The sequence below is a fragment of the Pseudomonas sp. SWRI77 genome (genome assembly GCF_014269105.1).
Lineage (GTDB): Bacteria > Pseudomonadota > Gammaproteobacteria > Pseudomonadales > Pseudomonadaceae > Aquipseudomonas > Aquipseudomonas capeferrum.
On the sequence record NZ_JABWRV010000025.1, the window covers coordinates 1 to 24,395 of the forward strand.

Here is a 24,395-nt window from a genome sequence, read left to right on the forward strand (position 1 = left end):
AAGCCATTTCGGTGGCACAAGAAGGCCGAGGACATCCTTGCCTCAGTCGCTCGCGCGGCGCGAGCGCTGGGCAAATGATTTTCAGTGGTATTTCTGAAACACCACACTAGGTTCTGTACGAAAAGTTTTGTGGGAGCGGGCTTGTCCCGCGATGGCGTGCGAAGCGCTCCTGTACCCGATATCAAATAGTGTCAAAGAAGCCACGAGCTCAGGCAGCCGGATATCCGCCTCCGAGCAAGGCCGGGCACTGCGGGTTGGCCAAGTGCAATCGCCGGCCAACCCGCCGACACCGCTTTTGTGTGCTTATTTTGCCCGTACGTTGATGGCGTAATGCTTATCGCCCTCTTTCTTCACGTCAAATGTTACTTCGTCGCCATTCTTCAATTTCAGCGACCCTACTGCCTCGGCTGTCAGGACGACGTCGTCCTCATCGACTTCGAAGTCGAGAAATCCTGCTTTTAGGGCAGTATTGTACATTTTGACTTTTGCAACTTTTACATCACTCATGGCGCTCGCTCCTGCATGGGATACCGTCAATGTTTCAGTAAAAAACCAACAATGCGAAATACGCGTGAACACCGTCGGTTTCAACAATTGTCGATTGTTACTTTGTTGTGCAACAACCGACAATATACTTTGCGACTTAGGCGATAAGATGCCCGCCGCCCCCGTGATTCCAGCTGTACAAATCCTCCAGCGGTACGGTGTACCGCCCCCACGGCGTGCTGGGGGCGGACGTATCATTGGTAGCGATGCCGATGAAGGCAAAGATTGACCCTTGAACGATGTAGCTTTCGACCCCCTTGCCCGTTACCCAAGCGATCGCACTCACGGTCCGTGACTGGGTCGCGACGTTGTTCAGCCTGTGCGCCTGGCGCAAGGCTTTGCCATAGGCCCCCATGCGCGCATAGCGTGGATCGGCGAGGTCTTTGAAAGGCGCCTCCCCCAGGTAGTTGACCACTTTGCGACCGGCAGCCTTGAACGCGGCCCACGCTCCGCGACGGGGAGGTTGCGCCGCTCTGATGGCGTCAGCGGCAATGGCCCAGCGGTTCTCTATCGGGTACATGGGGACTACGGTATTGCGCGCCATCCTTGACCAGCGGCGCGAAAGCCTCTTGCCGACCTGACGCATAGTCCGCATCGCACCTTTGAACAGCGCGGGTATCTTCTTGATCAGGCCCAGCGCACTTTCGAAAAGCGATGCCACAGCGAACGCCAGCGATACATGGCCTAGCTTCCTGGATAGCTCGGGGTTGGACTCCTCCGTCAGTACCGAGGCCACCTCGAAGCCGAACGAGAGTATCGCGCAGGCCGTCATCGCGATAAACAGCACCGAGGCGGCGCCACCGGTCATCACCGACGCAGCGATACCAACTACCGTCAGTACGGCCGACAGTGCCAAGCCGCGCCAACGGCCGCCGACCGGCATGGGTTGGGTCTCACGGAAAATTTGCGCATAGTTGGCCAGCTCTTTTTCTTGCCCCCAACGGCTGAGCATGATCGCGCCACTGGGGTCATGCAGGTTGACTGGGTCGGGGCAATGGGCATAGTCGTTGATGCCGCCCTCACCAAACGGGCTCAACCAGTCAGGCTGGGCATGACGGCGAAGGACGGGGTCGTAGCAGCGGTAACCGTTGCCTGCATGATACTGGCCCGTCACCGGGTCGCGGCGCATGCCGTTGTAGCCACTGACCAGGCCCTCCAATGCCGCACCTTCGCCAAACGGCAGCAGGGGGGCCATTTGCAGCTCGTCGTCGTGGACTTGGCCGACGATACCCAGTTGCGGGTCGTCGATCAGCCAGCGCACATGGCCGCCGTCGTACTGCGCCAGGCCGGGAGAAATGCTGATATGACCGGTGGGCTTGCCAGCCTTGTCGAAACTCGACTGGCCGATCAGTTCTGCGCCGTGGTATCGCAATTCGACGGTGGCCTGGTCTTGTTCGTCGTATTGCGCCGCCAGACGTTGCATGCCGTCGTATTCGTAGCGGGTGAGCAAAGCGCCGTCGCTGTCCTTGACGCTGCTGAGCTGGCCGGCCGCATTGTAGGCCATCGCCCTTCGCGCGCTGTCCGTCTGCAGTTGGCCATTGCTGTTCCAGGTCAGGGCGGTTGTCTGCTTGCCGGTTTTTATCGAGGTCAGGCGAGTGGGGTCAGAGGTTGCTGCGTAGGTGAAAATTTGCGTCACCGCATCGCCCTTGAACGGGGTGCTTGTGCAGCGGGTCAGGTTGTCCAGGCTATCCCAGCTGAATGTCTGAGCCTTGATCGGTGTACCGTTGCCATCCTGGGGGCAGTGTTCGGCTTGCGCCGCATCGCAGGCATAGCTTGCAAGGCGGTCGAGCAGGTCATAAGTGAAGCGTTCGGTGCGCAGCAGTTCGCCATCCCGATAACTGGCTTTGCTGGCCATGCGCCCGTCGCCACGCCAGGTCATGTGCTGGCTGAAACAGGGGGCACCATTACGCAGGAAGGTGCGCACGGTCTCGCGGTTGAAGCTGTCATGTTCACTGCGCACCTGCCATTGCCCGGCGCCGGCCAGCGCGTGCACCTGGCGCGCCTGCAGGCGGCCAAGCTCGTCGTAACGGTACAGAACGTCTTCGTGCTCCTGGCAACTGCGCAACAACCGCCCCTCGTTGTCGAGAAATTCCCGCCGTGTGTGGCCGTCGGCACGCAGCACGGCGATGCTTTGCCCGCGCAGGCTCTGCCATTCGGCGGCTTGGACCGTACCCCGGGGCGATTTTTCACGGATTATCCGTCGGCCGGGCACCTGCACGTTATTGATCGTGTGTTGCCAGCTGGTACTGGGTTCAGAGCCCGCTGCGGCAGTGAGCACGGTCGATCCGCCGTTGCCCGCTTCGCTGTACAGTGCGCTGTCATTGGCCTCCAAGCGCACGCCATTGGCGCTCTGATGCGTCTGCAGCCGGGTTTTGTCGGGCAGCGTCAGGGTCTGGTCGGCAACCCCATACTCGCGGCTGCCGACCTTGCGTGCCGTGAGCTTGCCGGCATCGCTGAGCGTTTGCGTCGCGACGACCTTGCCGTCCACGGTCAAGGTGCAGATGTGGTGGGTGAAACCGTGGTAAGCGCGCTCGATGGTAGTCGCATCGGGGCGGGTCACCTTGGTTATCCGGCCGAGGCGGTCGCGTTCGAGCGTGTAAGCCTGGGTTTGCTTGCCCTGGGTGCGGACGTGGCGGGTGACACGGCCGTCAGCGTCGTAGTGCTGGTCGAGTTGCAGGTGCTGCGTGCCGGCGTCATCCGCCCATTGCATCGAGCGTTGCAAGGTGCCGTCGGCTTTTGCGGTGCTGGTGGTGGTGCGTTTTGACAGACACTGGGTCCCCAATCCTTGTTGTTCGGTTAGCTGTACCGCTGAGTCTGCAGTCGTCGAGAGGGGCTCGACTTGCATGTCTTGATGGTTTATCTTCGCATCTAAGAACACGTGCTCAAAGCAGTTCGGCTTGAGTAAAGTTGTTAAATCAGCTATGGGTGAGCGATTCTCTTCACGCAATTTGTATATGGCAAATAGCTCAAGCGTGTCGAGAATATCGGTGGTCCCTATCCGATCTAATATCTGATTTGTGTCGGGAAAAATTTTATTGTAGAAAATTGATTTTTCTTCGATGCCTTCCAGCCCTTCCATCCCTGCAAGTCCGGCTAAGGTCTGAATTTGTTTCATTAGCTGAGCTGGGTCAGCTATACCGACCTTCTGCCCTATCGTAACGTATGTGTTATACCTCTCTAAGGCGGCAAGTATTTCAAGGTATACGTGGGCAATTGTGTTTATCTGCATGGGCTCGCTGCCCCAATTGTAGTCGAATTCTTTAAGTGGGTTTTCAGTGTCAATCTTTGCAAATGCAGCAAGTATGATAGTGAGCACGGGATCTCCCGGCCTGAGATACGGGGACCACTGTACGGCCACGCGCGTATCCGCCTCGGCAGTAGCCGACAGCTCTGCCACCGCATTTGATTCCTGCGCCAACCAGGGCTGCCGACCCGCTGATCCAATCAAAGACGTGCCCTTGCGCACGGCTTGCCCTCCCGGCAGGTAGTCCCACGCCCAACTGCCCAGCACGGAGGATTCGTCCAGATCGGTGAAGCAGTGTTCTTCCAAGGGCACATAACCCTCGGTATCGGCTCTGCGCCAGGAGGTGCGCCACGCCCTCTGCAGGCCGTCAATGTGCGAGCGGGTCTGGCTGCCATCCTTATGGGTGCGTTCCACCGTTTTACCGGTGTCGTCGTATAGCGACTCAATACGTTCGTCGGGTACCTGCTTGGTCGCCTTGCTGGTATGACTGGATGCCAGCAGGTAACGGGTTTCTTTGGTTATCCGACCCGAGGCATCGCGCTCCCAATGCGTCTCGACACCCTTTTCTACCTTTTGCAGGGCGCGCCTGCTGTGGCGCGAGCGGACTTCCTTGCTGACCTGGGCTGTGCCGGCGGCTGTCGTTGCGCTGACAATCACCTGAATACCGGGCTGGGTGGGGTTGTCGATGAATGTCTGCACATTGGTCAGCTCAACGGTTTCGCCGTCAAGATGGGTCGATTGCTTGTTGGTGATCGACCACTCCTTGACCTTGCTTTGCTCGTTGGGGGTTTTCTTGCTGGCAGGAGCCGAGGTGGTGGTGCTGATCTGGTGCCACACGGCATCCGCATTGTCCAGCTGCCACGTGGTTGTCTTGTCGAGCACTTCCTTGGCCAGCGTGCCGCGTATGCCATCCACCAGCACCACTTCGGCCAGCTCCAGGTAATCACGGCCGGCGCGGGTAACTTTGCGATAACCGTACAGTTTCAGGCCCTGCGGGTTGCCATAGTCGTCACACTGGTATTCCGCCATCAGCGGGGCGTTGGCATAGGCCGGCACGAACGGGCATTCCAGGGTCGGCACCTCGTCCAGCCCCTGCACCTCGCCCAGCGCGATCTGGTTTTGCGCCTGGTCACCGTAGTAGCAGTAATAAACCGAATGGGAGCCTTTGACATGCAGGCGCAGGGGGGTGCCTTGTGCGTCTGTCAAGAGCGTGGTGGCGTCCACCGTTTTGCCAAGGGTTTCGCGCTGTGCCTTGGGCGCCAGGCTGAGCATATGCTCGATTGCCAGCTGCAATTTCTTGCGGTTCTTTGTCGAGTACCGCAAGAGCAACTGCAGTACGGCTTTCTGACGTTCGACCGGTGTGGCACTGGCTGTAACTTCGAGCTGCTTCCCTTTCACCCTGATGACCATCTGCTTGCAGATCTGGACCAGTTCATCGCCCCACCCTGTGTAGCGGAAGGTGGTTGTGGCCAACCCCTGAGGCAGGGAAAATTCCAGCCAATGCGCCTGAGCAGTGCCCGAGCCCCGCAGCAGCGGGATTCGCCTGCCCTCAAGGTCCAATCCGAACGCGTGCAGGTCATGCACCACGTTGGCATGAGGGCCGCTTTCCACGGCCGCAATGAACACCTGGTCATCCGGGTGCTGGAAGCTACCGGTATAGGTGTAGCGGTCAATATGGTTCTGCTGCCCACCACCGGGCAGCAGCGCATGCAACGCCACCCGCGGCAAGGCAGGCGAGCTTTTCAGCTTCGCGTCCTCTTTGACGTACTGGACGCATTCGACAGAGCCGTCCTGCTCCTGCAGCCGGCACAGCACCCTGTCCAGCGTCGGGTCGTCGTCGTAGCCGCAATCCACCTGTTGCACAATGCGCTCGCCTTGCATGCGCTTGAGCGTGCGCAGCAAGTAGTGCTGCAGCGTGAGCTCGACCTTGAACGCTTCGGGGCTGCCCGGCCACAGCTGCATCTTCACCTGGCCACCGGCCTTGACCTCAGGCTTGACATACTCGGCGCTGAATAGCTTGGTTTCGCCGCTACTGATGCTCATCAGCAAGAACTGGCCGTTCTGGCGCTTCCACTGCAGGTCCAGCGCTTCGCCATACTGCGAGACGATGCGTGAAGGTAGCAGTTGCACGAACGGCAGCTCATACAGCGCGATACGCCTGTCCAGCTCTTTGGTGTTCCCGTGTTCTTTCCAGGCCGCGACGGCTTCGCTGTAATCGATGGCCGCGCTAGCGTAATACGTGTTAGGGCTAAGGACCAGCAGCACCGCTTGTTGCCACTCACTCGGCCAGGCCGGAAACTCCGGCTCGCTCTTGGCCTTGATCGCCTTCAAGGCCTGGAGCACTTTCTTGCGAAATGCGTCGTTAGGTTCGACCTCATCACTGCCTGGCGCGTCCGGTTTGCTCAGGATCTCCTGGCGGCCACTGGCGAACTCGACAGTGAACTGGCTGTAATCCTTGTTGCAGCTCACTCGGCAGCCCTTGGCCTTGATGGCCTGGCCTTCGCCCAGCTGGGTCCACTGTTCAGCGCTGAACACCACTGGCGTACCGTCGGCGAGTGTGAGCAGGCGGTTGTCGTTTTCCTGGGTCGAACTGGTGATGATGCGGGAGAAGCGCCAGGCCCAACCATCGCCCAGGCCTGCTTCGTTGGCTCGCAGTGCCGAATAGTGCAAGGTCAAGTCGCATACCGGGCCCAGCCCCAACAAGCCTTGCAGGGTCGCGATCGGATAGTGGGCATGGAACAGCCCGCTGCGTTCGTCCACGCCTGTGCGGTCCTGGTTGCTGGTATCGAAGACTTCGGAATGGTTGGTATTGCCGTAGTCCTCGCACAGGAAGCTGATTGCCTCATAGGCCTTCATGGCGGCAGGTGGGGTGAATTTGACGGCTTGCACACCGTGCCAGAAATGGTCGGGGTGGAACGCGCCGATATGGCCCACGGTAAGCGCGGTGCTGTCGCGAGCAGTTTCCGGATAGGTCAGATAAAGGTCGTAGACGCCATTGTTGATCGGCCCTGCCCAAGTGACTTTGCTGTCGGTCACGTCCACTGGCCACTGCAGGTGCTCACTGGCGCGTGGCGTGCAGGCTGCCACCCGGTAGCCTTTTTTGAACGCGGCCTTGGTCAGGCGAAATTCCAGCTCCCCGTTCAGCGCCTGGACATCGACCTGCACGGTGCCGGCGCCCTTTGTCACAGTGAAGCTTGCTTGCTCAACGGGGAGGCGGCCGGGCAGGTGGTCGGTCTCGAGCAGGTAATTGACGTAGTCGCCGTCGCTCCAGGTTTCGCCATCGCCGACATTCTCCAGCAGCACCTGCAACTCGCTGAAGCGAGGAACGGACAGCGGCTCGTCGCTTGCACCGACCTGCACTTCGGGCCAACCCTGCGCCTTGAGGAAATCAGCCAAGGCCTGCAACCAGGTGTCCCGGTCACTGACCGTATCGACAGCCTGAGGCTTGAACAGCGCGCAGTGCAGCAACTGGTGGCTGAACGGATGGCGTACCGTGGCCAGCACCGCATGCTTGGTATCGGCCTGCCAGGCTGATAGCAGGGTAGGGCCTGTCAGGCGGTTGGCATCGCTGGGTAGCGTGGTGAAGATACGCAGCGCATCACCGCGTTGCCACAGGTGAAGGTTGCCCGGACCGTCTGCCTGGTTGGCGCCCGGGTTGTCCGTGGCCACGCGCAAATAGTCGGAAACCGGGGAAGCATTGAGGGCGGTGGCCCATGCCTTATGCCATTTGTTCGCGGCCCTTTTGCTATTCTCGGGCGACCACTGGTGCTCAGCCAGCAGTCGGCCAGAGAAGGCATCGTACACCCAGGCTTGCAGGGTTTGCCCTGCCGCCAGTGCTTGAGTGCCATCCACGGATTGGCTTTGCCACCAACGCGCCTCGGTGAGTGTCACGCACAGTTCGGCGCATTGTGGCACCCAGAAGGCATTGCCGCTTTCGGCGGGCGTCACAGCGCAGCCGTCGAGGACGCCCGCGCGCAGCAGACGGCTGTCGCGATTGACTTGTTGGCAAAGGGCTCGCGGCCAGTTCACGCCACCTTGTTCGGCCGACGGCGTGAAGAAATGGTGTTCATAAAGTGCCTGGGTAGTGAGGTCGCGAACTTGCAGGCACAGCGTCTGGCCGACGGTCAGGCTAACCGACTCGTCGCAGGCCAGTGCCTGCACGAGGTTGGCGGCAAACGGCGCGTTGCTGAACGTGCGATAGCGTACCGGGCTCCACAGCCGCAGGGGCTCGGTGGCGGTGGAAAAGGTATTGTCGTCGCTCCAGTTCCCGGCAGTGATCGGTTCGCCGGCAGCCGCCAGATGATCGGCGAAGGCTTTTGGCCACTGCTTGGCTGAAAGCTTACCCTTACGAGCGGTGTAATCGATTTTGCGGATATCGCCACCCAGTCGGTCGATGAGGAAGGCGCTCAACACCTCACCCTCGGCCAGGTCGCGGCCTGCCTTGATCGTGCTGCTGGTGCTCCAGCCGCCGTCGATGCTGCCAACCCGTTCGGGCAGGAAGTCGCTCATCTCAGGCAGGTAGCCGTCGGCCTGGGTTGTCAGGGTATAGGGGGTAATGGACTGGAGTGCTCGGGTTTCGGGAGCGCCGGGTGCGGAAAGGGAGGCAATGCCCGACAAACTGTAGATTGCTGCAATATTGGACTGCGGTATTTCTAGCGTTTCCAGCGGCGCAAATTTCGCAATCAATGCGTGTTCAGCGCTCAGCGATTTATAGGTTTTTTTCTGTTCGGGACTGCAAGTGACTGTCACTGTCGGTGGCCGGTCGGAGCCCGCGCTGACGTAACCATAACTGCCGCTGTAACCTTCGTGCTCGCTAAGCGGAGACTTTGCCCACACCAGGCAGGGTCCCGACGCTGGAGTGATATTGTTCCACGCCCTTTCTTTCACGACAACTGCCCCAGCTTGGAGCAGTTCTTCATGTTCAGCGCGCGCCTGTATGATCGGCTCAGTGCCAACCAGATCGGTCAAGGCGTAGAGAGCCCTGACATCACTTAGGGGGATACGTATTTCGCCAGAAGGCAAAGAGAAATTGTTGAGAAAGTCATACGTGCCGGTAAGTTTCTTGTGAAAGGATGTCAGTGCTTCATCAAAGGATATTGTAACCGTCTGCCGGGAACCAGGCGTTGAGTCAGTTTTTTTCAAGAAACCCAGCACCCCGTAGTCTTTAAGGTAATCTGGAAGTGTTCGGCTGGTCGGGCCTCCCCAGCCTTCAAGGTCATATGGATGTGTTCCGCTGGTCGGGCGACCCCGGTCACGCAACGGATTAAAGGCGCGGGGAAAAGCGTTTTTAAGTTCGATCAGTACGAACGTATTGAGGGTTGCCAGGTCTTTCGCGTCTGCAATCGACTTTGCCTGGGCGCCAGCGCCCACCAGCCGGGTAAGAAGATTACCGTAAGTCTTATCGTAGAGGCCGTATTGATTTGGATCGGTGCTGTAGAGACTAATCGTCTCAGCTGGGGTCCCCTCGATATCAAATTCTGAACAAAAAGTGGCGCTATCGAAATATTTGTGATTTATTGCATGGCGCCCCTCCTGGCCAGTGTAGTCAACCGATATTCCGGTATCATCAGCACCGATAAACCATACCTTGTTAGGCGAATCGCCAAGCTTCAACCGGTCGCCCTGCTTGAGCTTCAACTTATCAATAATCTGTTTGTTGTAACCCGTTATGAATATCTCGGAAAATCGACTCATCATTGACTCCCTAGTTGGGTCGTGGCGCTAGTTGCCTAGGTTCTGTACGAAGAGTTTTGTGGGATCGCCGCACCGCCGCTCCCACAACGATAAATGACCATACTTTTCGTACAGAACCTAGGCCCTTGAGTATTCGGGTATTAATCACTGCCTATATGGCACCGTTTTTGTGAGCTGAAAAAAGAAGTTGTCACCTGGCAAAAATACTAGGTTCTGCCTGAAAGAAGCCGTCGTATACACCGCATCGCGCAGGCATTGCGAACGTTCCGCGTGCGAAGCCGTCATAACTGTGGCCGGTGCCGACACACAGAGAGGACGCGAGATGACTCACCCCGACCCGTCATACATCCAGTGGCTCGAAGACCGTTCCATGCTCAAAGCCTCCCAGCAGCGGGCCCTTTTGTATTCGGGGCAATCGCGCCTGTGGCAAAACCCCTATGCCGAGGCCCAGCCCCGCCGCGCAACCGAGATCGCCTCGGTGTGGCTCACTGTCTACCCTGACGCTATCATCGCCCCCGATGACTGCTCGGTGCTCTCGGCCCTGGCCCACGAAGCCTTGTGGAAGCGCTTGTCGGAGATCGGCATACAAGGCGTGCACACCGGCCCGATCAAGCAGTCAGGCGGCGTGCGCGGCCACGAGTTCACCCCCAGCGTGGACGGCAACTTCGACCGCATCAGCTTCGACATCGACCCGCTCTACGGCAGCGAGCAGGAGCTGATCCAGATGAGCCGCATGGCTGCGGCGCACAACGCCGTGACCATCGATGACCTGATCCCCTCGCACACTGGCAAAGGCGCCGACTTCCGCCTGGCAGAACTGGCCCACGGCCCCTACCCCGGGCTTTACCACATGGTCGAGGTGCGCGAGGAAGACTGGCCGCTGCTGCCCGACGTACCCGCAGGGCGCGATTCGGTCAACCTGCTGCCGGCCGTGTGCGATGCGCTCAAGGCACGCCATTACATCGTCGGCCAGTTGCAGCGGGTGATCTTCTTCGAACCTGGGGTCAAGGAGACCGACTGGAGCGTCACCCCGCCGGTCACCGGCGTCGACGGCAAGACCCGGCGCTGGGTGTACCTGCACTACTTCAAGGAAGGCCAGCCGTCGCTCAACTGGCTCGACCCGACATTTGCCGCCCAGCAGATGATCATCGGCGATGCCCTGCATGCGCTGGACTGCCTTGGCGCGCGTGGCCTGCGCCTGGACGCCAATGGTTTTCTCGGGGTGGAAACCCGCCTTGAGGGCACTGCCTGGTCCGAGAGCCACCCCCTGTCGATCGTCGGCAACCAGCTGATTGGCGGCATGATTCGCAAGGCGGGCGGTTTCAGCTTCCAGGAGCTGAACCTGACGATCGACGACATTGCCCTGATGTCCAAGGGCGGCGCCGACCTGTCCTACGACTTCATCACCCGCCCGGCCTACCAGCACGCGCTGCTGACCGGCGACACCGAATTCCTGCGCCTGATGCTCAAGGAAATGCACAGCTTCGGCATCGACCCGGCTTCGTTGATCCATGCCTTGCAGAACCATGACGAGCTGACCGTCGAACTGGTGCACTTCTGGACCCTGCACGCCCACGACATGTACCTGTACAAGGGCCAGACCCTGCCCGGCAACATCCTGCGCGAGCACATTCGCGAAGAAATCTACGAACGTCTGTCGGGCGAACATGCCCCTTACAACCTGCGCTTCGTCACCAACGGCATCGCCTGCACCACCGCCAGCCTGATCACGGCCGCCCTCGGCATCCGCGACCTCGATCAGATCAACGCAGCGGATATCGAGCGTATCCAGAAGATTCACCTGCTGCTGGTGATGTACAACGCCATGCAGCCTGGCGTGGTGGCGCTGTCCGGCTGGGACCTGGTCGGAGCCCTGCCCTTGCCCGCCGAGGCGGTGGCAGAACGCATGCTCGATGGCGACACCCGCTGGATCCACCGCGGCGGCTACGACCTGGCCGGCCTTGCCCCGCACGCCGAGGCCTCGGTGCGCGGCATGCCCCGTGCCCGCGCGCTTTACGGCAGCCTCGACAGCCAGCTGGAACACCCCGATTCATTCGCCAGCAAGGTGAAGAAGCTGCTTGCCGTGCGCCAGGCCTACGGTATCGCCACCAGCCGCCAGGTGCTGGTACCCGAGGTCAGTAGCCCTGGCTTGCTGGTGATGGTGCACGAGCTGCCGGCCGGGCGCGGGGTGCAGATCAGCGCGCTGAACTTTGGCCAGACGGTGATCAGCGAAGCGCTGCACTTGACCGGCTTCACGCCGGGGCCGGTGGTGGACATGATCAATGAAACGGTCGAGGGCGACTTGACCGAAGATGGGCGGCTGGTGGTGAACCTGGACCCTTACGAGGCACTGTGCCTGCGCATCGTGAACAGCAGCGGGCATGTCTGAACGGTCGCGGCCACCTTGCTTTTACCGCTTCACAGGCTTAGTTTCCGGGTGACTTCATTTTCCCGTGCCCAGGAGCAACTTCCATGTACACCGGCATCGTCCAGGCCGTCCGCCCTCTGCTTGCGGTGAACACCTACCCAGGCCACAAGCAGTTCACCCTCGACCTCACCCCGGAGCTGCTCGACGAACTCAAGATCGGCGCCAGCGTCAGTGTCGAGGGTACCTGCTTGTCGGTTACCGAGATCGACGGCACCCAGGTGAAATTCGACGCCATGAACGCCACCCTGGAGCGCACCAACCTGCGCTGCTTGAAGGCTGGCCAGGGCGTGAACATCGAACGCTCGGCCAAGATGAACGCCGAGATCGGCGGCCACTTGATGGCGGGCCACATCGCCACCACCGCCGAGATCGTCGAGCTGTCGATCGAACCTACCGGTGCGTTCATCAAGTTCCGCATGCCGCCCGAGTGGGCCAAGTACGTGTTCCCCCGCGGGTTCCTTGGTGTGAACGGCTGCAGCCTGACCGTCGCTGATGTCGAAGACACCGTCATCACCATCAACCTGATCCCCGAAACCTTGCGCCAGACCACCTTCGCCAACTACCAGGCCGGTGAGCTGCTGAACATCGAAGTGGACCACCAGACCATGGTGTTGGTCGATGTGGTCGAACGCACCCTCAAGGGTACCCTGGCCCGCGAAAAGCTGTTGCCCTGAACATGCTGCCCAACGCGTTGACATCGCACAGTGCGCGGCGGCTGAAGCTGCGCAGCCTGCGAGGCCGGGTGGGCCTGGGGCTGGTGGCCGGGCTGTCGGTGCTGGCCGGCATGACCGATGCCATCGGCCTATTGGCCCTGGGCGACTTTGTTTCGTTCATGAGCGGCAACACCACCCGCCTGGCCGTCGCGATCAGTGAGGCGGATGCGGCCATGGTGCTGCGCCTGAGCGGGGCGGTACTCGGCTTCGTCGCCGGTAATGCACTGGGCGTGTTGCTGGCCCGCAGCTTCCGGCGCCGGGCCTGGCCGGTACTGCTGGTGGTCGCGGGGCTGCTGGGTGGCGCTGCGGCCTGGCCGCTGGCCGCGACCTTTCCGGCGTTGCTTGCGGCGACGCTGGCCATGGGCATGATCAATGCGGTGGTCGAGCAGGTGAATGGCCTGCCCATCGGCCTGACCTATGTCACCGGTGCCCTGTCCCGCTTCGGCCGCGGCCTGGGCCGCTGGGTGCTGGGCGAGCGGCGCAATGGCTGGCGGGTGCAGCTGGTGCCTTGGGCCGGCATGCTGCTGGGCGCCGCCCTTGGCGCCTGGCTGGAGCACCGCTTGGGCTTGCAGGCGCTGGCGGGCAGTTGCGCGCTGGCGTGCCTGCTGGCCCTGGTGACGCGGTTCATTCCGCGCTCATGGCAACTGGGCTACATGCCACGCTGATCAGATGCTGCGCGTGATACGGCCATCGACCTTGATGCAATAGACGATAGAAAAACTACTGACCAGATGCCTGCGCCTGTTGCAACAACCAGCTGCGCACCCTCTCCAGTGCTGGCGCTTGATAGGCATTGCGCGGCCAGACCAGGTAAAACGCCTGCTCCAGCACCAATTGCTGCTCGAACACCAAGGCCAACCGCCCTGCTTCAATGTCGTTGCGTACGAAGAAGTCGCTGGCCAAGGCGAGCCCCTGCCCGGCCACTGCAGCATCGATCGCCAACGATGTCTGGTTGAAGCGCACATTCTTGGCCCCAGCCAACAGCGGCTGCGCAAAGACCTCGCCGATAAAGGTTGGCCAGAAATTGTGCGCATCGTGCAGCAGCGCGAAGCGGTGCAAGTCGTCAAGGGAGGCCGGCTTGCCCAGTTGCGCTAGCAGCCCAGGGCTTGCCACGGCGACGATGCGTTGCTTGAGGAAAGGTTCGACATGCAAGGCCGGGCCGAACGGCGGGCGGCCGTAGCGCACCGCGATATCCACGCCCTCAGGGCGGAACTGCGAGAGGCGATCAGTGGCCAGTACCTGCAGGTCGATATCGGGGTGGTCGTGTGCAAGTGACGCCAGCCGAGGGATCAGCCACTTCGCCGCAAAGGTGGGCGTAACGCTGACCGTCAGGTGGGACCCATCGGGGCGCAGCGCCTGGGTAGCCGAGGCGATCAAGGCGAACGCACTGCGGATATCGGCGCTGTAGCGCTGGCCGGCGCCGGTAAGGCTCAGGCCCCTGGGCAACCGTTCGAACAGTTTGACCCCAAGGTTCGCCTCCAGCCCGCGAACCTGCTGCGCCACCGCCGCCTGGGTAACCCCCAGCTCGTCCGCTGCCAGGCGGAAGTTGAGGTGGCGTGATACCACCTCGAACACCCGCAAGCCATTGAGTGGCGGTAGCGCCGAAAAGCCCTCGGCCATATAAATTATCTACTGAGTAAAGGGCCTTGTACCTTACTCGATACGCGGATGTTGCTGCACCAGCAATTTGCGTTTGGCCTCAAGCTCTGCAATCTGCGTGTCGATGTCTTCGATTTTCTGCTCGATGTTGTCGTGGTGCTCCTGCAGCAGCTCGCGTGCTTCCTCGATGTCAGACGCGGCAGGCGCCGCACCGCGCAGGGGTTTGTTGGCGGTTTCCTTCATGGTCAGGGCGGTGACCAGGCCGACGGCCGCAATCACCATCAGGTAGTAGGCCGGCATGTACAGGTTGCCCGTGCTTTCTACCAGCCAGGCGGCCAGGGTCGGGGTAAGGCCGGCGATCAGTACCGAGATGTTGAACGCGCTGGCCAGGGCGCTATAACGAATGTGCGTTGGGAACATCGCTGGCAATGTCGAGGCCATTACGCCAATGAAGAAGTTCAGCAGCACGGCAATGATCAGCAGCCCGGCGAAAATCAGCCCAAGCACGCCGCTGTTGATCAGCATGAAGGCTGGGATAGCCAGCGCGAACAGGCCGACACTGCCGACCATGATGAAAGGCCGGCGCCCGAACTTGTCACTGAGCAGCCCGATGATCGGCTGCACGAACAGCATGCCGACCATGATCGCGATGATGATCAGCACCCCGTGGTCTTCGCTGTAGTGCAGGTTGTGCGACAGGTAGCTGGGCATGTAGGTGAGCAGCATGTAGTACGTGACGTTGGTGGCGATCACCACGCCAACGCAGGTCACCAGGCTGCGCCAGTGCTGGGTGGCCACCTCTTTGAACGACACCTTGGGGCCGGAGGCCAGGCCTTCGCGGTCGCCTTGTTCGAGCTTTTCGACGTGCTGCTGGAATGCCGGTGTCTCTTCGAGCGCGTGGCGCAGGTAGAGGCCGATGATGCCCAGCGGCAAGGCCAGGAAGAACGGCAGGCGCCAGCCCCACTCAAGGAACTGCTCCTCGCCCAGCACGGTGGAAATCAACACCACCACGCCCGCACCGAGAACAAACCCTGCGATGGAGCCAAAATCCAGCCAGCTGCCGAGGAAGCCGCGCTTGCGGTCGGGCGCGTACTCGGCGACGAAAATCGAAGCCCCGGTGTATTCACCGCCTACCGAGAAGCCCTGGGCCATCTTGGCCAGCAGCAACAGGATCGGCGCCCAGATGCCGATCGAGGCATAGGACGGTATCAGGCCGATGGCAAAGGTACTCAACGACATGATCACGATGGTGGCGGCGAGAATCTTCTGCCGGCCGAACTTGTCGCCCAGTGCCCCGAAGAACAACCCGCCCAGCGGGCGGATCAGGAAGGGTACCGAGAACGTGGCCAAGGCGGCGATCATCTGCACGCTGGGGTCGGCGTTGGGGAAGAACACCTTGCCGAGTGCGTAGGCGACGAAGCCATAGACGCCGAAGTCGAACCATTCCATCGCGTTGCCCAAGGCGGCGGCGGTGATCGCTTTGCGCATCTTGGCGTCGTCGACGATGGTGATGTCTTTCAGGCCGATCGGTTTGACGCTTTTCTTGCGAGATTTCATGCTTATATCCCTGTCGCTGAATGCTCTATGGCATCAGAGACTAAGGGACACTAAATAATTCAGCGCTTAATGAATTTTTGTAGTTTCAGGGCGGGCTGGGGGCTTGTAGGAGCGGCCTTGCGTCGCGAAAGGGCTGCGTAGCGGCCCCGGCGATTTTTGCTGCGCCACAGAACCTGGGGCCGCTACGCGCCCCTTTCCGACCGGTCCGGCGCCCCGGCAAGGCCGCCCCCACAAGGCAGCCGGCCCTATCAGATACCTTCGCGCGCCAGGTCCATGGCGAAGTAGGTCAGGATCAGGTCGGCACCCGCCCGCTTGATGGCGCCGATGCTTTCACGCATCACGCGCCCTTCATCGATGGCACCGGCCAGGCCGCCGAACTTGATCATCGCGTATTCACCACTGACCTGGTAGGCCGCCAGTGGCAGGCGCGAAGCAGCGCGGATGTCGGCGATCACGTCAAGGTAGGCGCCGGCCGGTTTGACCATCAGCACATCGGCCCCTTCCTGCTCGTCGAGCAACGATTCGCGCACGGCTTCGCGGCGGTTCATCGGGTTCATCTGGTAGCTCTTGCGGTCGCCTTTGAGGGCGGTACCGCCGGCCTCGCGGAACGGGCCATAGAGCGACGAGGCGAATTTGGTCGAATAGGCCATGATTGCCGTGTCATGGAAGCCTGCGGCATCCAGCGCACCCCGAATCGCCTGGACTTGGCCGTCCATCGCCGCCGATGGCGCGATGAAGTCGGCGCCGGCGGCGGCCGCGATCACGGCCTGCTTGCCCAGGTTGACCAGGGTGGCGTCGTTGTCCACACCGTGGTCGTGCACCACACCGCAATGGCCGTGGCTGGTGTATTCGCAGAAGCAGGTGTCGGACATCACCACCATTTCCGGCACGGTGTCCTTGCAGATCCGCGCCATGCGCGCCACCAGGCCGTTTTCGTTCCAGGTGTCACTGCCGACCTCGTCCAGGTGGTGCGAAACGCCAAAGGTCATCACCGACTTGATGCCGGCACGGGCGTAGCGCTCGATTTCTTGCGCCAGCAGTTTTTCAGGGATGCGATTGACACCCGGCATGCTGGTGATCGGCACGAAATCATCGATGCCTTCTTCGACGAAGATCGGCAGGATCAGGTCTTCAAGGCGGAACTCGGTTTCCTGGAAGATCGAACGCAGGGATTCGTTCTGGCGCAAGCGACGAGGACGAACGGAGGGGAAACGGTTGGACATGACAGCTCCAGGGAATATGGACGGCGTACACCATATGCCTGTTGAGCCCCAGTGAAAAGGCTGAATGAAGAGATTGTGTCTTGCATCAAGGGTAATAGCCTGGATTAGCCGTGCCTCTTCCCGGGTAAACCCGGGAAGAGGCCGGTATAGGCACTTCACTCCACCAACCGCGGCGCCCCCACATCTGCCGCCTGCCGATCCAGCCCATGCGCCTCAAGTATGCGGGCAATCTCGCCACTGCCATGCAACGCCTGGATGTTGGCATCGAGCGCCTTGCCCAGTTCGACGTTGCTCAGCATGTAAGGGATGCTGGTCTGCCCCGGTTGCTCGGTCGCCTTGACCCGTGGATCCGGCTCGGACACTTTGATGCTGGCGCCCTTGTACGCCCCCTTCTGCTGCGAGGCGACGGCCACCGCATGGCTGTCGATGCCGGCCTCGATGCGCCCCGAGGCCAGGTCCTGGGCCATGGCCACCGGGTTGGGGTACAGCACCAGGTCGTCGCCCAGCACCGTCTTCAGGTCACTGACCCACAGGTAGCCCTGCACCGTCCCCACGCGCTTGCCCTCCAGCTCGCTGACCTTGGCATAGCCCTGGGGCGAGATGATGCCCATCACGTCCAGGTACAACGGTGCCGACAGCCCCAGCACCTTGCCGCGCTCCGCCGTGCGGTACCAGTCGCCAATGACCACGTCGGCACGGCGGGCCACCACCGACTGGATTGCCGCCGAGGGGTCGAGCACGCTGGCCTTGATGGTCAGGCACTCCCGGGCCGCGATCTGCTTGATGATCTCGCCATCAACGCCGCCCAGTGCCTGGCCGGTGCCAGGGATCGAGTACGGCGGGAAGACCCAGGCCGCGACGGTGAGCACACCTGGGGTCAGGGTTTCGAACGTATGGGTGGGTTTGCACTCGGCCATGGCCTGGGCGCTGCCGACCAGGGCCAGGCACAGGCTCAGGCAACGGGTAACGCGCTTGAATGGTTTCATCACGGGTACCTTTCAGGAAGTGAATGAAAAAGCAGCATCAGCAAGCAGGTTGCACGCCGGGCGCCAGGCGTCGCTCCAGGGCAGCCACGCCCAGGCTGGCCGGCGCGCAGACTGCCGCGTACATCAGCCCGGCCAGCACCAGCACCGGCATGTACTGGAACGTCGAGGAGCCGATGGCCGAGGCGCGGCTGACGATCTCAGGCAAGGCGATGGTGAAACACAGCGAAGAAGCCTGGAACATCATGATCGAGAAGCCGAGCAACGACGGCAGCGCCACCCGCAAGGCCTGGGGCAGGATCACATAGCGCAGGGCATCGACCCGGTTCAGGCCAATCACATCAGCCGCCTCGTGCTGGCCACGGGCAACCGCCTCGATGCCACCGCGGATGATCTCGCTGGTGTACGCCGCCGTGCAGTACGCCAACGCCAGCACGGCCGCCCAGAACGAGGTCAAGGTCAGGTTCACCGACGGCAGGCCGAAGTAGAAGTACTGCAACAGGATCAATGCCGGCGCACCCCGCCCCAGTTCGACGATGATCAACGTCGGGTAGCGTATGGCCTTGCCCCTGGCGACTACGCCCAGGGCCAGCAGCAGCCCCAGCGCGATGCCCAGCAGCAGGCTGACGGCGGTCACCTGCAACGACAGGACAAAGCCCTTCCATAACTCCGGAAACCACTGCGCCCACAGTGTCAGCAGCGCGTTCATAGGCTGATCCTCCGTTGCAAGGTGCTCGACAACCAGCGCGAAGCCAGCGCCACCGGCACGCTGAGCACCAGGTACACCAACGCAGCCGCGCTGTACACGCCCAGCCCCAGGAAGGTCTGCTGCGAAACCTGGTACGCCTGGAAGCTGATATCCGCGACACCCAGCGTCGACGCCACTGCAGAGTCCTTGAGCAGGCCGATGGCGTAGGTGGCCGCTGTCGGGATGGAAATGCGCACCAACTGCGGCAACACCACATCGAAGAAACGCTGCGGCGCTGACAGGTTGAGCACATGGGCCGCTTCATACTGGCCATCGGGGATCGCCGCAAAGGCGCCCCGATAGACCTCGGCCATCTGCGCGGCGGTAATCAGGCCAAGGCCGACCACCGCTGCGACAAACGGCGACAACGTGACATAGCCGCCGCCAATGCCGAAAAAGATGAAGAACAGCCAGACGATCGGCGGGATCGAACGCAAGGTCAGCACCAGTGCCGCGCCCAATACCCGCAACGACGGCACCTGTGACATGCGCAGCGCACAGAGCGGGAACCCCAGCACCACACCGACGGCAAAGGCGCAGACGGTCACACCCACGGTCCACGGCACGCCCGTCAGCAGCATCATGAGGATATCGTTCATCAGCGGTTCCTCACGGCCTGGAGGAACTTGCTCACCCGTTCATGGCGTGGCTGGCGCATCACCTGGGCACTCGGGCCCTGTTCGATGATGCGGCCCTCGGCCATGACCACCACGCGGTCGGAGACGGTCTCGGCAAAGTGCATTTCGTGGGTCACGACGATCATCGACATGCCCTCCCCGGCCAGCTCCTTCATCACCGCCAGCACCTCCAGGCCGAGCTCCGGGTCCAGTGCCGATGTCGGTTCATCGAACAGCATCAACTGCGGCTCCAGCGCCAAGGCGCGGGCGATGGCGATGCGTTGCTGCTGCCCGCCCGAACAGCGCGCCGGATAATGCCCGGCTTTGTCCGCCAGGCCCACGCGCTCCAGCAACTGCATCGAGCGCGCATCGGCCTCGCGCTCACTGCGCCCCAGGGTACGGACCTGCGCCAGGCTGACATTGCGTAGCACCGTCAGGTGCGGGAACAGGTTGAACGACTGGAACACCATGCCGATACGCCGGCGCAGTTTCAAAAGGTCCGCCCGCGCCATCGGCGTGGCGGCGTCGATGTCCAGCTCATCAAGGCGGATACGCCCACGCGTCGGCGGCTCAAGCTGATTGATGCAGCGCAACAAGGTGCTCTTGCCCGAGCCGCTGGGGCCAATGATGGCCACGACCTCGCCCTTGCTCATCTCGAAGTTGACGTCGTGCAGCACCTCGTATTTGCCAAACTGTTTGTAAAGCGCTTCCAGGCGCAGAAACGCAGGCTTCACTGCAGGCACTGGCGGCACCTGACGCAGGGGGATACTCATCGGGTTCATGTGCAGGCCCTCCCCTCAATAGCGGTCGTCGTCGACCAGCGGCGTGCTCGACAGCTTGACCGCACCCTGGGCGGTGATCAGCACCTGCTCTTCAAGCTTGACGCCCTCGCGCCCGCCTTGCTCGCCGATGTAGCTCTCGACCGAGACCACCATGTTCTCCTCGAACACGCCGTCGTAGCCCCATTCGGCAAAGTCCACGGCGTAGGCCACGCTGGGGTACTCGTCGACCAGGCCCACCCCGTGCAGCATCATCATGTAGCGGTTGTGCTCGAACCGCTGCGGCACCGGCCAGCAGTGCGCGGCGAACTCGCGGAATGAAAGCCCCGGGCGCAGCAGCTGGAGGTTATGGCTGACCTGCTGCGAGGCAATGTCGAGCAGCGCACGCTGGGCCCCGGTCACTGGTTTGCCAGGGCAGACGAAGCTGCGCGAGATGTCCGACAGGTAGCCGCCGGGGCCGACCATGTCGGTGTCGAAGCAGACCATCTCGCCCGCCTCGATGACTTTGTCGGTGGCGTCCTGGAACCACGGGTTGGTGCGCGGACCGGAGCTGAGCAGGCGGCTCTCGGCCCACTCGCCGCCCTGGGCCACGTTGGTGCCGTGGAGGATGCTCCACAGCTGGTTTTCGGTAATACCCGGCACCAGGCTGGCCCGCATGCGGGCGATGGCCAGGTCGCACACGGCCATGGACACCCGATGGCTGGCGATTTCCTCGGCGGACTTGATCAGCCGCGCCTGCTCCATCAACGGCTGGGCGTCGAACAGCGCGATGCCTTTGGCCTTGAGCTTCTCGGCCCCCCAAGGGTCGCAACGGTCAACCGCCAGGCGGCGATTGCCGCCACTGTGGCGCAGCATCAGCTCGGCCACTTCCGCCGCCCACAAGGTCGCCTTCTCATCGACCCTGGGGCCGGCCAGAAAGTACAACCAGGGCAGCGCCGGGCGGATCTCGTCGATGGTCTCGACGTGCTCGCTGTTGTGCCGGCTGCTGGTGAACTCGAACAGCACCACCGGCCCTTCCGTGGGCACGAACACATAACGGCTGGGCGAGTGCATCACCCACAGGCCAAGGTTGTTGGTGTCGGTGGCATAGCGGATGTTGATCGGGTCGGCGAGCAGAATGCCGCCATAGTCGTGCGCACGCAGTTGCTGGCGAATACGCTGCAGGCGGTATTCGCGCAGGGCCTTGCGGTCGATGGCGGCCTGGGCCGCGAGCAGGCCGCTGTCTACCGGTGCCAGGGCATGGCCGGTGACGCTGGCGTCGGTGCGAAACTGCAGGGATGACGGGGCGAGCAGGCAGGGCTGCTCGGTCGATTGGGTACCGATGTGCATGGTTACACTCTCCACTGGATATCGTTGTCGTTGTTGGAGCCAGGGCAGTAACAGCGGGTGGTGCTGGGTTTATTGTTTTAAGGTGCAGCGTACCGATCAGAGGTCTTTCACCAGGCGCAGCGCGTCATAGATGGCCGCGTGGGTATTGCGCGAGGCCACCGCGTCGCCGATGCGAAACAGTTGGAAGCGCCCGTCGTTGCGCCGGGCCACGGTTTGCGGGCGGCCGGCAATGAGGTCCATGTACTCCACCGCCCCTTCATTGCTGGACAACGGGCACAGCTGGAAATACAGCTCGTCCAGCGGGCGGGTGCCATGGTTGACCACCACCTGGTCGACCTGCCGAGTCTGGCGCAGCTCGCTGTAGTCGGTGCCGATGCTGGCCAGCAGGCCGCCTTCGCCCTTGTGTACCGCCTTCAGCCGCCAGGTGACGGTGAAGGTCGTGTCCAGTTGCTGCAGGGTGCGCATGTAGGGCACCAGGTTCATGCCCATGACTTCTGGCGAGAAGGTTCGGTCGGGGGTCATGATCTCGGTGCGTGCGCCGCTTTGCGCAATGAACTCGGCGGCCTGCAGGGCGGCATGGTCCCCGGCATCGTCATACACCAGCACGTTGCGCCCAGGCTTCACGTCGCCGGAGATGATGTCCCAGCTCGACACCACCAGGTCGTTGCCGTGCTCCAGCACTTCGGTATGGGGAAGCCCACCGGTGGCGACGATGACCACATCGGCGGCCTCGTCGAGGATGATCTGGCTGTCGGCCCACACGTTGTAGTGGAAGGTCACGCCCAGGCGCTCGCACTGGGCCAGGCGCCAGTCGACGATGCTGATCATTTCCTTGCGCCGCTCGGACTGCGCGGTCAGGCGGATTTGCCCGCCGGCCTTGTCGGCCACCTCGTACACCACCACTTCATGGCCACGCTCGCCCGCCACCCGCGCCGCCTCCAGCCCTGCCGGGCCGGCACCGACGATGACCACCTTGCGCCGCACCGGCGCCTTGGCGATGTCGTGGGGCATGCTGGTTTCGCGCCCGGTGGCGGCGTTGTGAATACAGTAGGCGGCACCACCGTGGTAGATGCGGTCCAGGCAATAGTTGGCGCCGACACAGGGGCGGATCTGGTCTTCGCGGCCTTCGATGATCTTGCGCACGATGTGCGGGTCGGTCATGTGCGCGCGGGTCATGCCGACCATGTCCACCAGGCCTGCGGCGATGGCATGGCGGGCCGTGGCCACGTCCGGGATTTTCGCCGCATGGAAGGTCGGGAAGCCGGTCAGCGAACGGATCTCGCCAGCGAAGTCCAGGTGCGGGGCGTTGCGCATGCCCTGGATCGGGATGATGTCGGTAAGGCCTGCGTCGGTGGCGATATTGCCGCGTATCACGTTGAGAAAGTCGATCATCCCGCTGTTTTTGAGCAACTGCGAAATCTGCAGGCCTTCCTGCCGGGTCAAGCCGCCGGCCAGCACTTCGTCGCCGGTGTAGCGGATACCGACGATGAACGCGTCGCCCACCCGCTGCCGAATCGCGGCGAGCACTTCGAAGGTGAAGCGCAGGCGGTTTTCCAGGGAGCCGCCGTAGACGTTCTGCAACTCGTTGGTCAGCGGTGACCAGAACTGGTCCATCAGGTGGCCGTAGGCCTGCAGCTCGATGCCGTCGAGCCCGGCGGCCTGCATGCGTTCGGCAGCGTCGGCGTAGTCCTTGATGATGCGCTCGATGTCCCAGATCTCCAGGCGCTTGGGGAAGGCCCGGTGCGCCGGCTCCTGGTTGTGCGACGGTGACACCACTGGCAACCAGTCGCCTTTGTCCCAGCGGGTACGCCGGCCCAGGTGGGTGAGCTGGATCATCACCGCCGCGCCATGCTCGTGGCACTCGTCGGTGAGGTCTTTCATCCAGCCGACCACCTCGTCCTTGTAGGCCAGCACGTTGTTGAACACTGGCGGGCTGTCTCGGGAAATGGCGGCGGAGCCGGCGGTCATGGTCATTGCCACGCCGGCCTTGGCGCGCTCGACATGGTAGGCACGGTACAGCTGCTTGGGCATGCCGTCTTCGGGGTAGGCCGGTTCGTGGGAGGTGGTGATGATGCGGTTGCGCAAGGTGAGGTGCTTGAGTTGGTACGGCTGAAGCAACGGGTCATTTGACATGATTGTTCTCGCGTTCAGGGCATCAGGCAAAAACGACATTAGCCCCCATGTACACAGGTGTCAATTAATTAGACACAGGTGTACATTGCGCTTGCCAGCCTGCCATGGATACGGAAGAATGCGCCCATGAACATGACTTCGAAGACCCCAGAACTCGCCGCCCGCGGTTCGCTCGAAAGCTGGCTGAACGCCGCTTACGAAACCCTCAAGGAATCGGGGGTGGATGCTGTGCGGGTATTGCCGCTGGCGAAAAAACTCAACCTTGCCCGCACCAGTTTCTATTGGTACTTCGAGGACCGCGAGGCGTTGCTGGCAGCGCTGATCGAGCAGTGGAAGCGCAAGAACACCAGCAACCTGGTGAGCCATTCACAGGCGTATGCGGCGTCGATCAGCGAGGCGATACTCAATGTGTTCGATTGCTGGCTGAACAGCGAACTGTTCGATTCGCAGTTCGAATTCGCCATGCGCAGTTGGGCCCTGCAGTCGGAACAGGTGGCCGCCGAGATCGTCGAGGCCGACGCCCTGCGCATGGAGGCCTTGAAACAGATGTTCGACCGCTTTGGCTTCAGCGAGGACGCCGCCGCCACGCGCGCCCGCTCGATCTACCTGGCGCAGATCGGCTACATCAGCATGAAAACCTACGAACCGCTGGCGCTGCGGATGCGCTTCATTCCAGAGTACCTGCGGATTTTCACCGGGGTAGAGCCTGAGGCCCATGAGCTGGAGCGGTTCTACCAGCGCAACGGGTTTGTGCCGCCAGCGAACTGAACCTCGCCAGCGCCACAGGGTTGGGCCGCCAGGC

At 61.9% G+C, this 24,395-nt stretch carries 15 protein-coding genes; 4 read left to right on the top strand and 11 right to left on the bottom strand.

Features of this window, described 5'->3' with window-relative positions; all coding sequences use genetic code 11:
* Positions 1 to 303: 303 nt before the first annotated feature.
* Complete coding sequence (locus HU766_RS21140; protein ID WP_186660313.1) at positions 304 to 507, bottom strand: cold shock domain-containing protein; 204 nt, start codon at positions 505 to 507, stop codon at positions 304 to 306.
* A 136-nt stretch (positions 508 to 643) separates the two neighbouring features.
* Positions 644 to 9,484, bottom strand: a complete 8,841-nt coding sequence (locus tag HU766_RS21145) for an RHS repeat-associated core domain-containing protein (RefSeq protein WP_186660315.1) — start codon at positions 9,482 to 9,484, stop codon at positions 644 to 646.
* A 322-nt stretch (positions 9,485 to 9,806) separates the two neighbouring features.
* Here HU766_RS21145 and treS point away from each other — a divergent pair, with 322 nt between their 5' ends.
* The 3 genes from treS to HU766_RS21160 all read left to right on the top strand — a co-directional run bounded on the left by treS (position 9,807) and on the right by HU766_RS21160 (position 13,290).
* On the top strand, positions 9,807 to 11,873 hold the full coding sequence (gene treS / locus HU766_RS21150; RefSeq protein ID WP_186660317.1) for a maltose alpha-D-glucosyltransferase: 2,067 nt from the start codon (positions 9,807 to 9,809) through the stop codon (positions 11,871 to 11,873).
* Positions 11,874 to 11,956: 83 nt separating this feature from the next.
* Complete coding sequence (locus HU766_RS21155) at positions 11,957 to 12,586, top strand: riboflavin synthase subunit alpha (RefSeq protein ID WP_186660320.1); 630 nt, start codon at positions 11,957 to 11,959, stop codon at positions 12,584 to 12,586.
* A 2-nt stretch (positions 12,587 to 12,588) separates the two neighbouring features.
* Positions 12,589 to 13,290, top strand: a complete 702-nt coding sequence (locus HU766_RS21160; protein WP_033697545.1) for a YoaK family protein — start codon at positions 12,589 to 12,591, stop codon at positions 13,288 to 13,290.
* A gap of 55 nt (positions 13,291 to 13,345) precedes the next feature.
* Here the strand turns inward: HU766_RS21160 and HU766_RS21165 are convergent, their stop codons facing one another.
* The 9 genes from HU766_RS21165 to HU766_RS21205 all read right to left on the bottom strand — a co-directional run bounded on the left by HU766_RS21165 (position 13,346) and on the right by HU766_RS21205 (position 23,593).
* A complete protein-coding gene (locus tag HU766_RS21165; protein ID WP_186660322.1) occupies positions 13,346 to 14,245 on the bottom strand; it encodes a LysR substrate-binding domain-containing protein in 900 nt (299 codons plus the stop codon).
* A 33-nt stretch (positions 14,246 to 14,278) separates the two neighbouring features.
* Entirely contained in the window at positions 14,279 to 15,781 is a 1,503-nt protein-coding gene (proP, locus tag HU766_RS21170; protein WP_186660324.1) for a glycine betaine/L-proline transporter ProP, read from the bottom strand.
* Between the two features lie 248 nt (positions 15,782 to 16,029).
* Positions 16,030 to 17,004, bottom strand: coding sequence for a porphobilinogen synthase (gene hemB, locus HU766_RS21175; RefSeq protein WP_033697542.1), 975 nt, complete (start codon positions 17,002 to 17,004; stop codon positions 16,030 to 16,032).
* A gap of 155 nt (positions 17,005 to 17,159) precedes the next feature.
* Complete coding sequence (locus HU766_RS21180; RefSeq protein WP_033697541.1) at positions 17,160 to 17,993, bottom strand: transporter substrate-binding domain-containing protein; 834 nt, start codon at positions 17,991 to 17,993, stop codon at positions 17,160 to 17,162.
* Positions 17,994 to 18,027: 34 nt separating this feature from the next.
* Positions 18,028 to 18,696 carry an amino acid ABC transporter permease gene (locus HU766_RS21185; RefSeq protein WP_186660326.1) on the bottom strand — a complete coding sequence of 223 codons (669 nt, stop codon included), beginning with the start codon at positions 18,694 to 18,696 and terminating at the stop codon, positions 18,028 to 18,030.
* On the bottom strand, positions 18,693 to 19,334 hold the full coding sequence (locus HU766_RS21190) for an amino acid ABC transporter permease (protein ID WP_186660327.1): 642 nt from the start codon (positions 19,332 to 19,334) through the stop codon (positions 18,693 to 18,695). Before HU766_RS21190 ends, HU766_RS21185 begins: the two co-directional genes overlap by 4 nt.
* Positions 19,334 to 20,125, bottom strand: coding sequence for an amino acid ABC transporter ATP-binding protein (locus HU766_RS21195; RefSeq protein WP_186660443.1), 792 nt, complete (start codon positions 20,123 to 20,125; stop codon positions 19,334 to 19,336). The genes HU766_RS21190 and HU766_RS21195 overlap by 1 nt, the downstream gene beginning before the upstream one ends.
* Positions 20,126 to 20,149: 24 nt before the next feature.
* The gene (locus HU766_RS21200) at positions 20,150 to 21,460 is read right to left on the bottom strand and encodes a Xaa-Pro peptidase family protein (protein WP_186660330.1); all 1,311 of its coding nucleotides are present in this window, start codon (positions 21,458 to 21,460) and stop codon (positions 20,150 to 20,152) included.
* Positions 21,461 to 21,556: 96 nt separating this feature from the next.
* On the bottom strand, positions 21,557 to 23,593 hold the full coding sequence (locus HU766_RS21205) for an NADH:flavin oxidoreductase (protein WP_186660334.1): 2,037 nt from the start codon (positions 23,591 to 23,593) through the stop codon (positions 21,557 to 21,559).
* Positions 23,594 to 23,719: 126 nt separating this feature from the next.
* Between HU766_RS21205 and HU766_RS21210 the strand changes: the two genes are divergently transcribed.
* Positions 23,720 to 24,361, top strand: coding sequence for a TetR/AcrR family transcriptional regulator (locus tag HU766_RS21210; RefSeq protein ID WP_047583361.1), 642 nt, complete (start codon positions 23,720 to 23,722; stop codon positions 24,359 to 24,361).
* Positions 24,362 to 24,395 lie beyond the last annotated feature (34 nt).

Excerpts from the sequence above, each read along its gene's own strand:
- hemB (WP_033697542.1), bottom strand. The coding sequence starts at position 17,004 with ATGTCCAACCGTTTCCCCTCCGTTCGTCCTCGTCGCTTGCGCCAGAAC.
- HU766_RS21185 (WP_186660326.1), bottom strand. The coding sequence starts at position 18,696 with ATGAACGCGCTGCTGACACTGTGGGCGCAGTGGTTTCCGGAGTTATGG.
- HU766_RS21155 (WP_186660320.1), top strand. The coding sequence starts at position 11,957 with ATGTACACCGGCATCGTCCAGGCCGTCCGCCCTCTGCTTGCGGTGAAC.
- HU766_RS21145 (WP_186660315.1), bottom strand. The coding sequence starts at position 9,484 with ATGAGTCGATTTTCCGAGATATTCATAACGGGTTACAACAAACAGATT.
- HU766_RS21165 (WP_186660322.1), bottom strand. The coding sequence starts at position 14,245 with ATGGCCGAGGGCTTTTCGGCGCTACCGCCACTCAATGGCTTGCGGGTG.
- HU766_RS21190 (WP_186660327.1), bottom strand. The coding sequence starts at position 19,334 with ATGAACGATATCCTCATGATGCTGCTGACGGGCGTGCCGTGGACCGTG.
- treS (WP_186660317.1), top strand. The coding sequence starts at position 9,807 with ATGACTCACCCCGACCCGTCATACATCCAGTGGCTCGAAGACCGTTCC.
- HU766_RS21205 (WP_186660334.1), bottom strand. The coding sequence starts at position 23,593 with ATGTCAAATGACCCGTTGCTTCAGCCGTACCAACTCAAGCACCTCACC.
- HU766_RS21210 (WP_047583361.1), top strand. The coding sequence starts at position 23,720 with ATGAACATGACTTCGAAGACCCCAGAACTCGCCGCCCGCGGTTCGCTC.
- HU766_RS21200 (WP_186660330.1), bottom strand. The coding sequence starts at position 21,460 with ATGCACATCGGTACCCAATCGACCGAGCAGCCCTGCCTGCTCGCCCCG.
- HU766_RS21195 (WP_186660443.1), bottom strand. The coding sequence starts at position 20,125 with ATGAGTATCCCCCTGCGTCAGGTGCCGCCAGTGCCTGCAGTGAAGCCT.
- HU766_RS21160 (WP_033697545.1), top strand. The coding sequence starts at position 12,589 with ATGCTGCCCAACGCGTTGACATCGCACAGTGCGCGGCGGCTGAAGCTG.
- HU766_RS21140 (WP_186660313.1), bottom strand. The coding sequence starts at position 507 with ATGAGTGATGTAAAAGTTGCAAAAGTCAAAATGTACAATACTGCCCTA.
- proP (WP_186660324.1), bottom strand. The coding sequence starts at position 15,781 with ATGAAATCTCGCAAGAAAAGCGTCAAACCGATCGGCCTGAAAGACATC.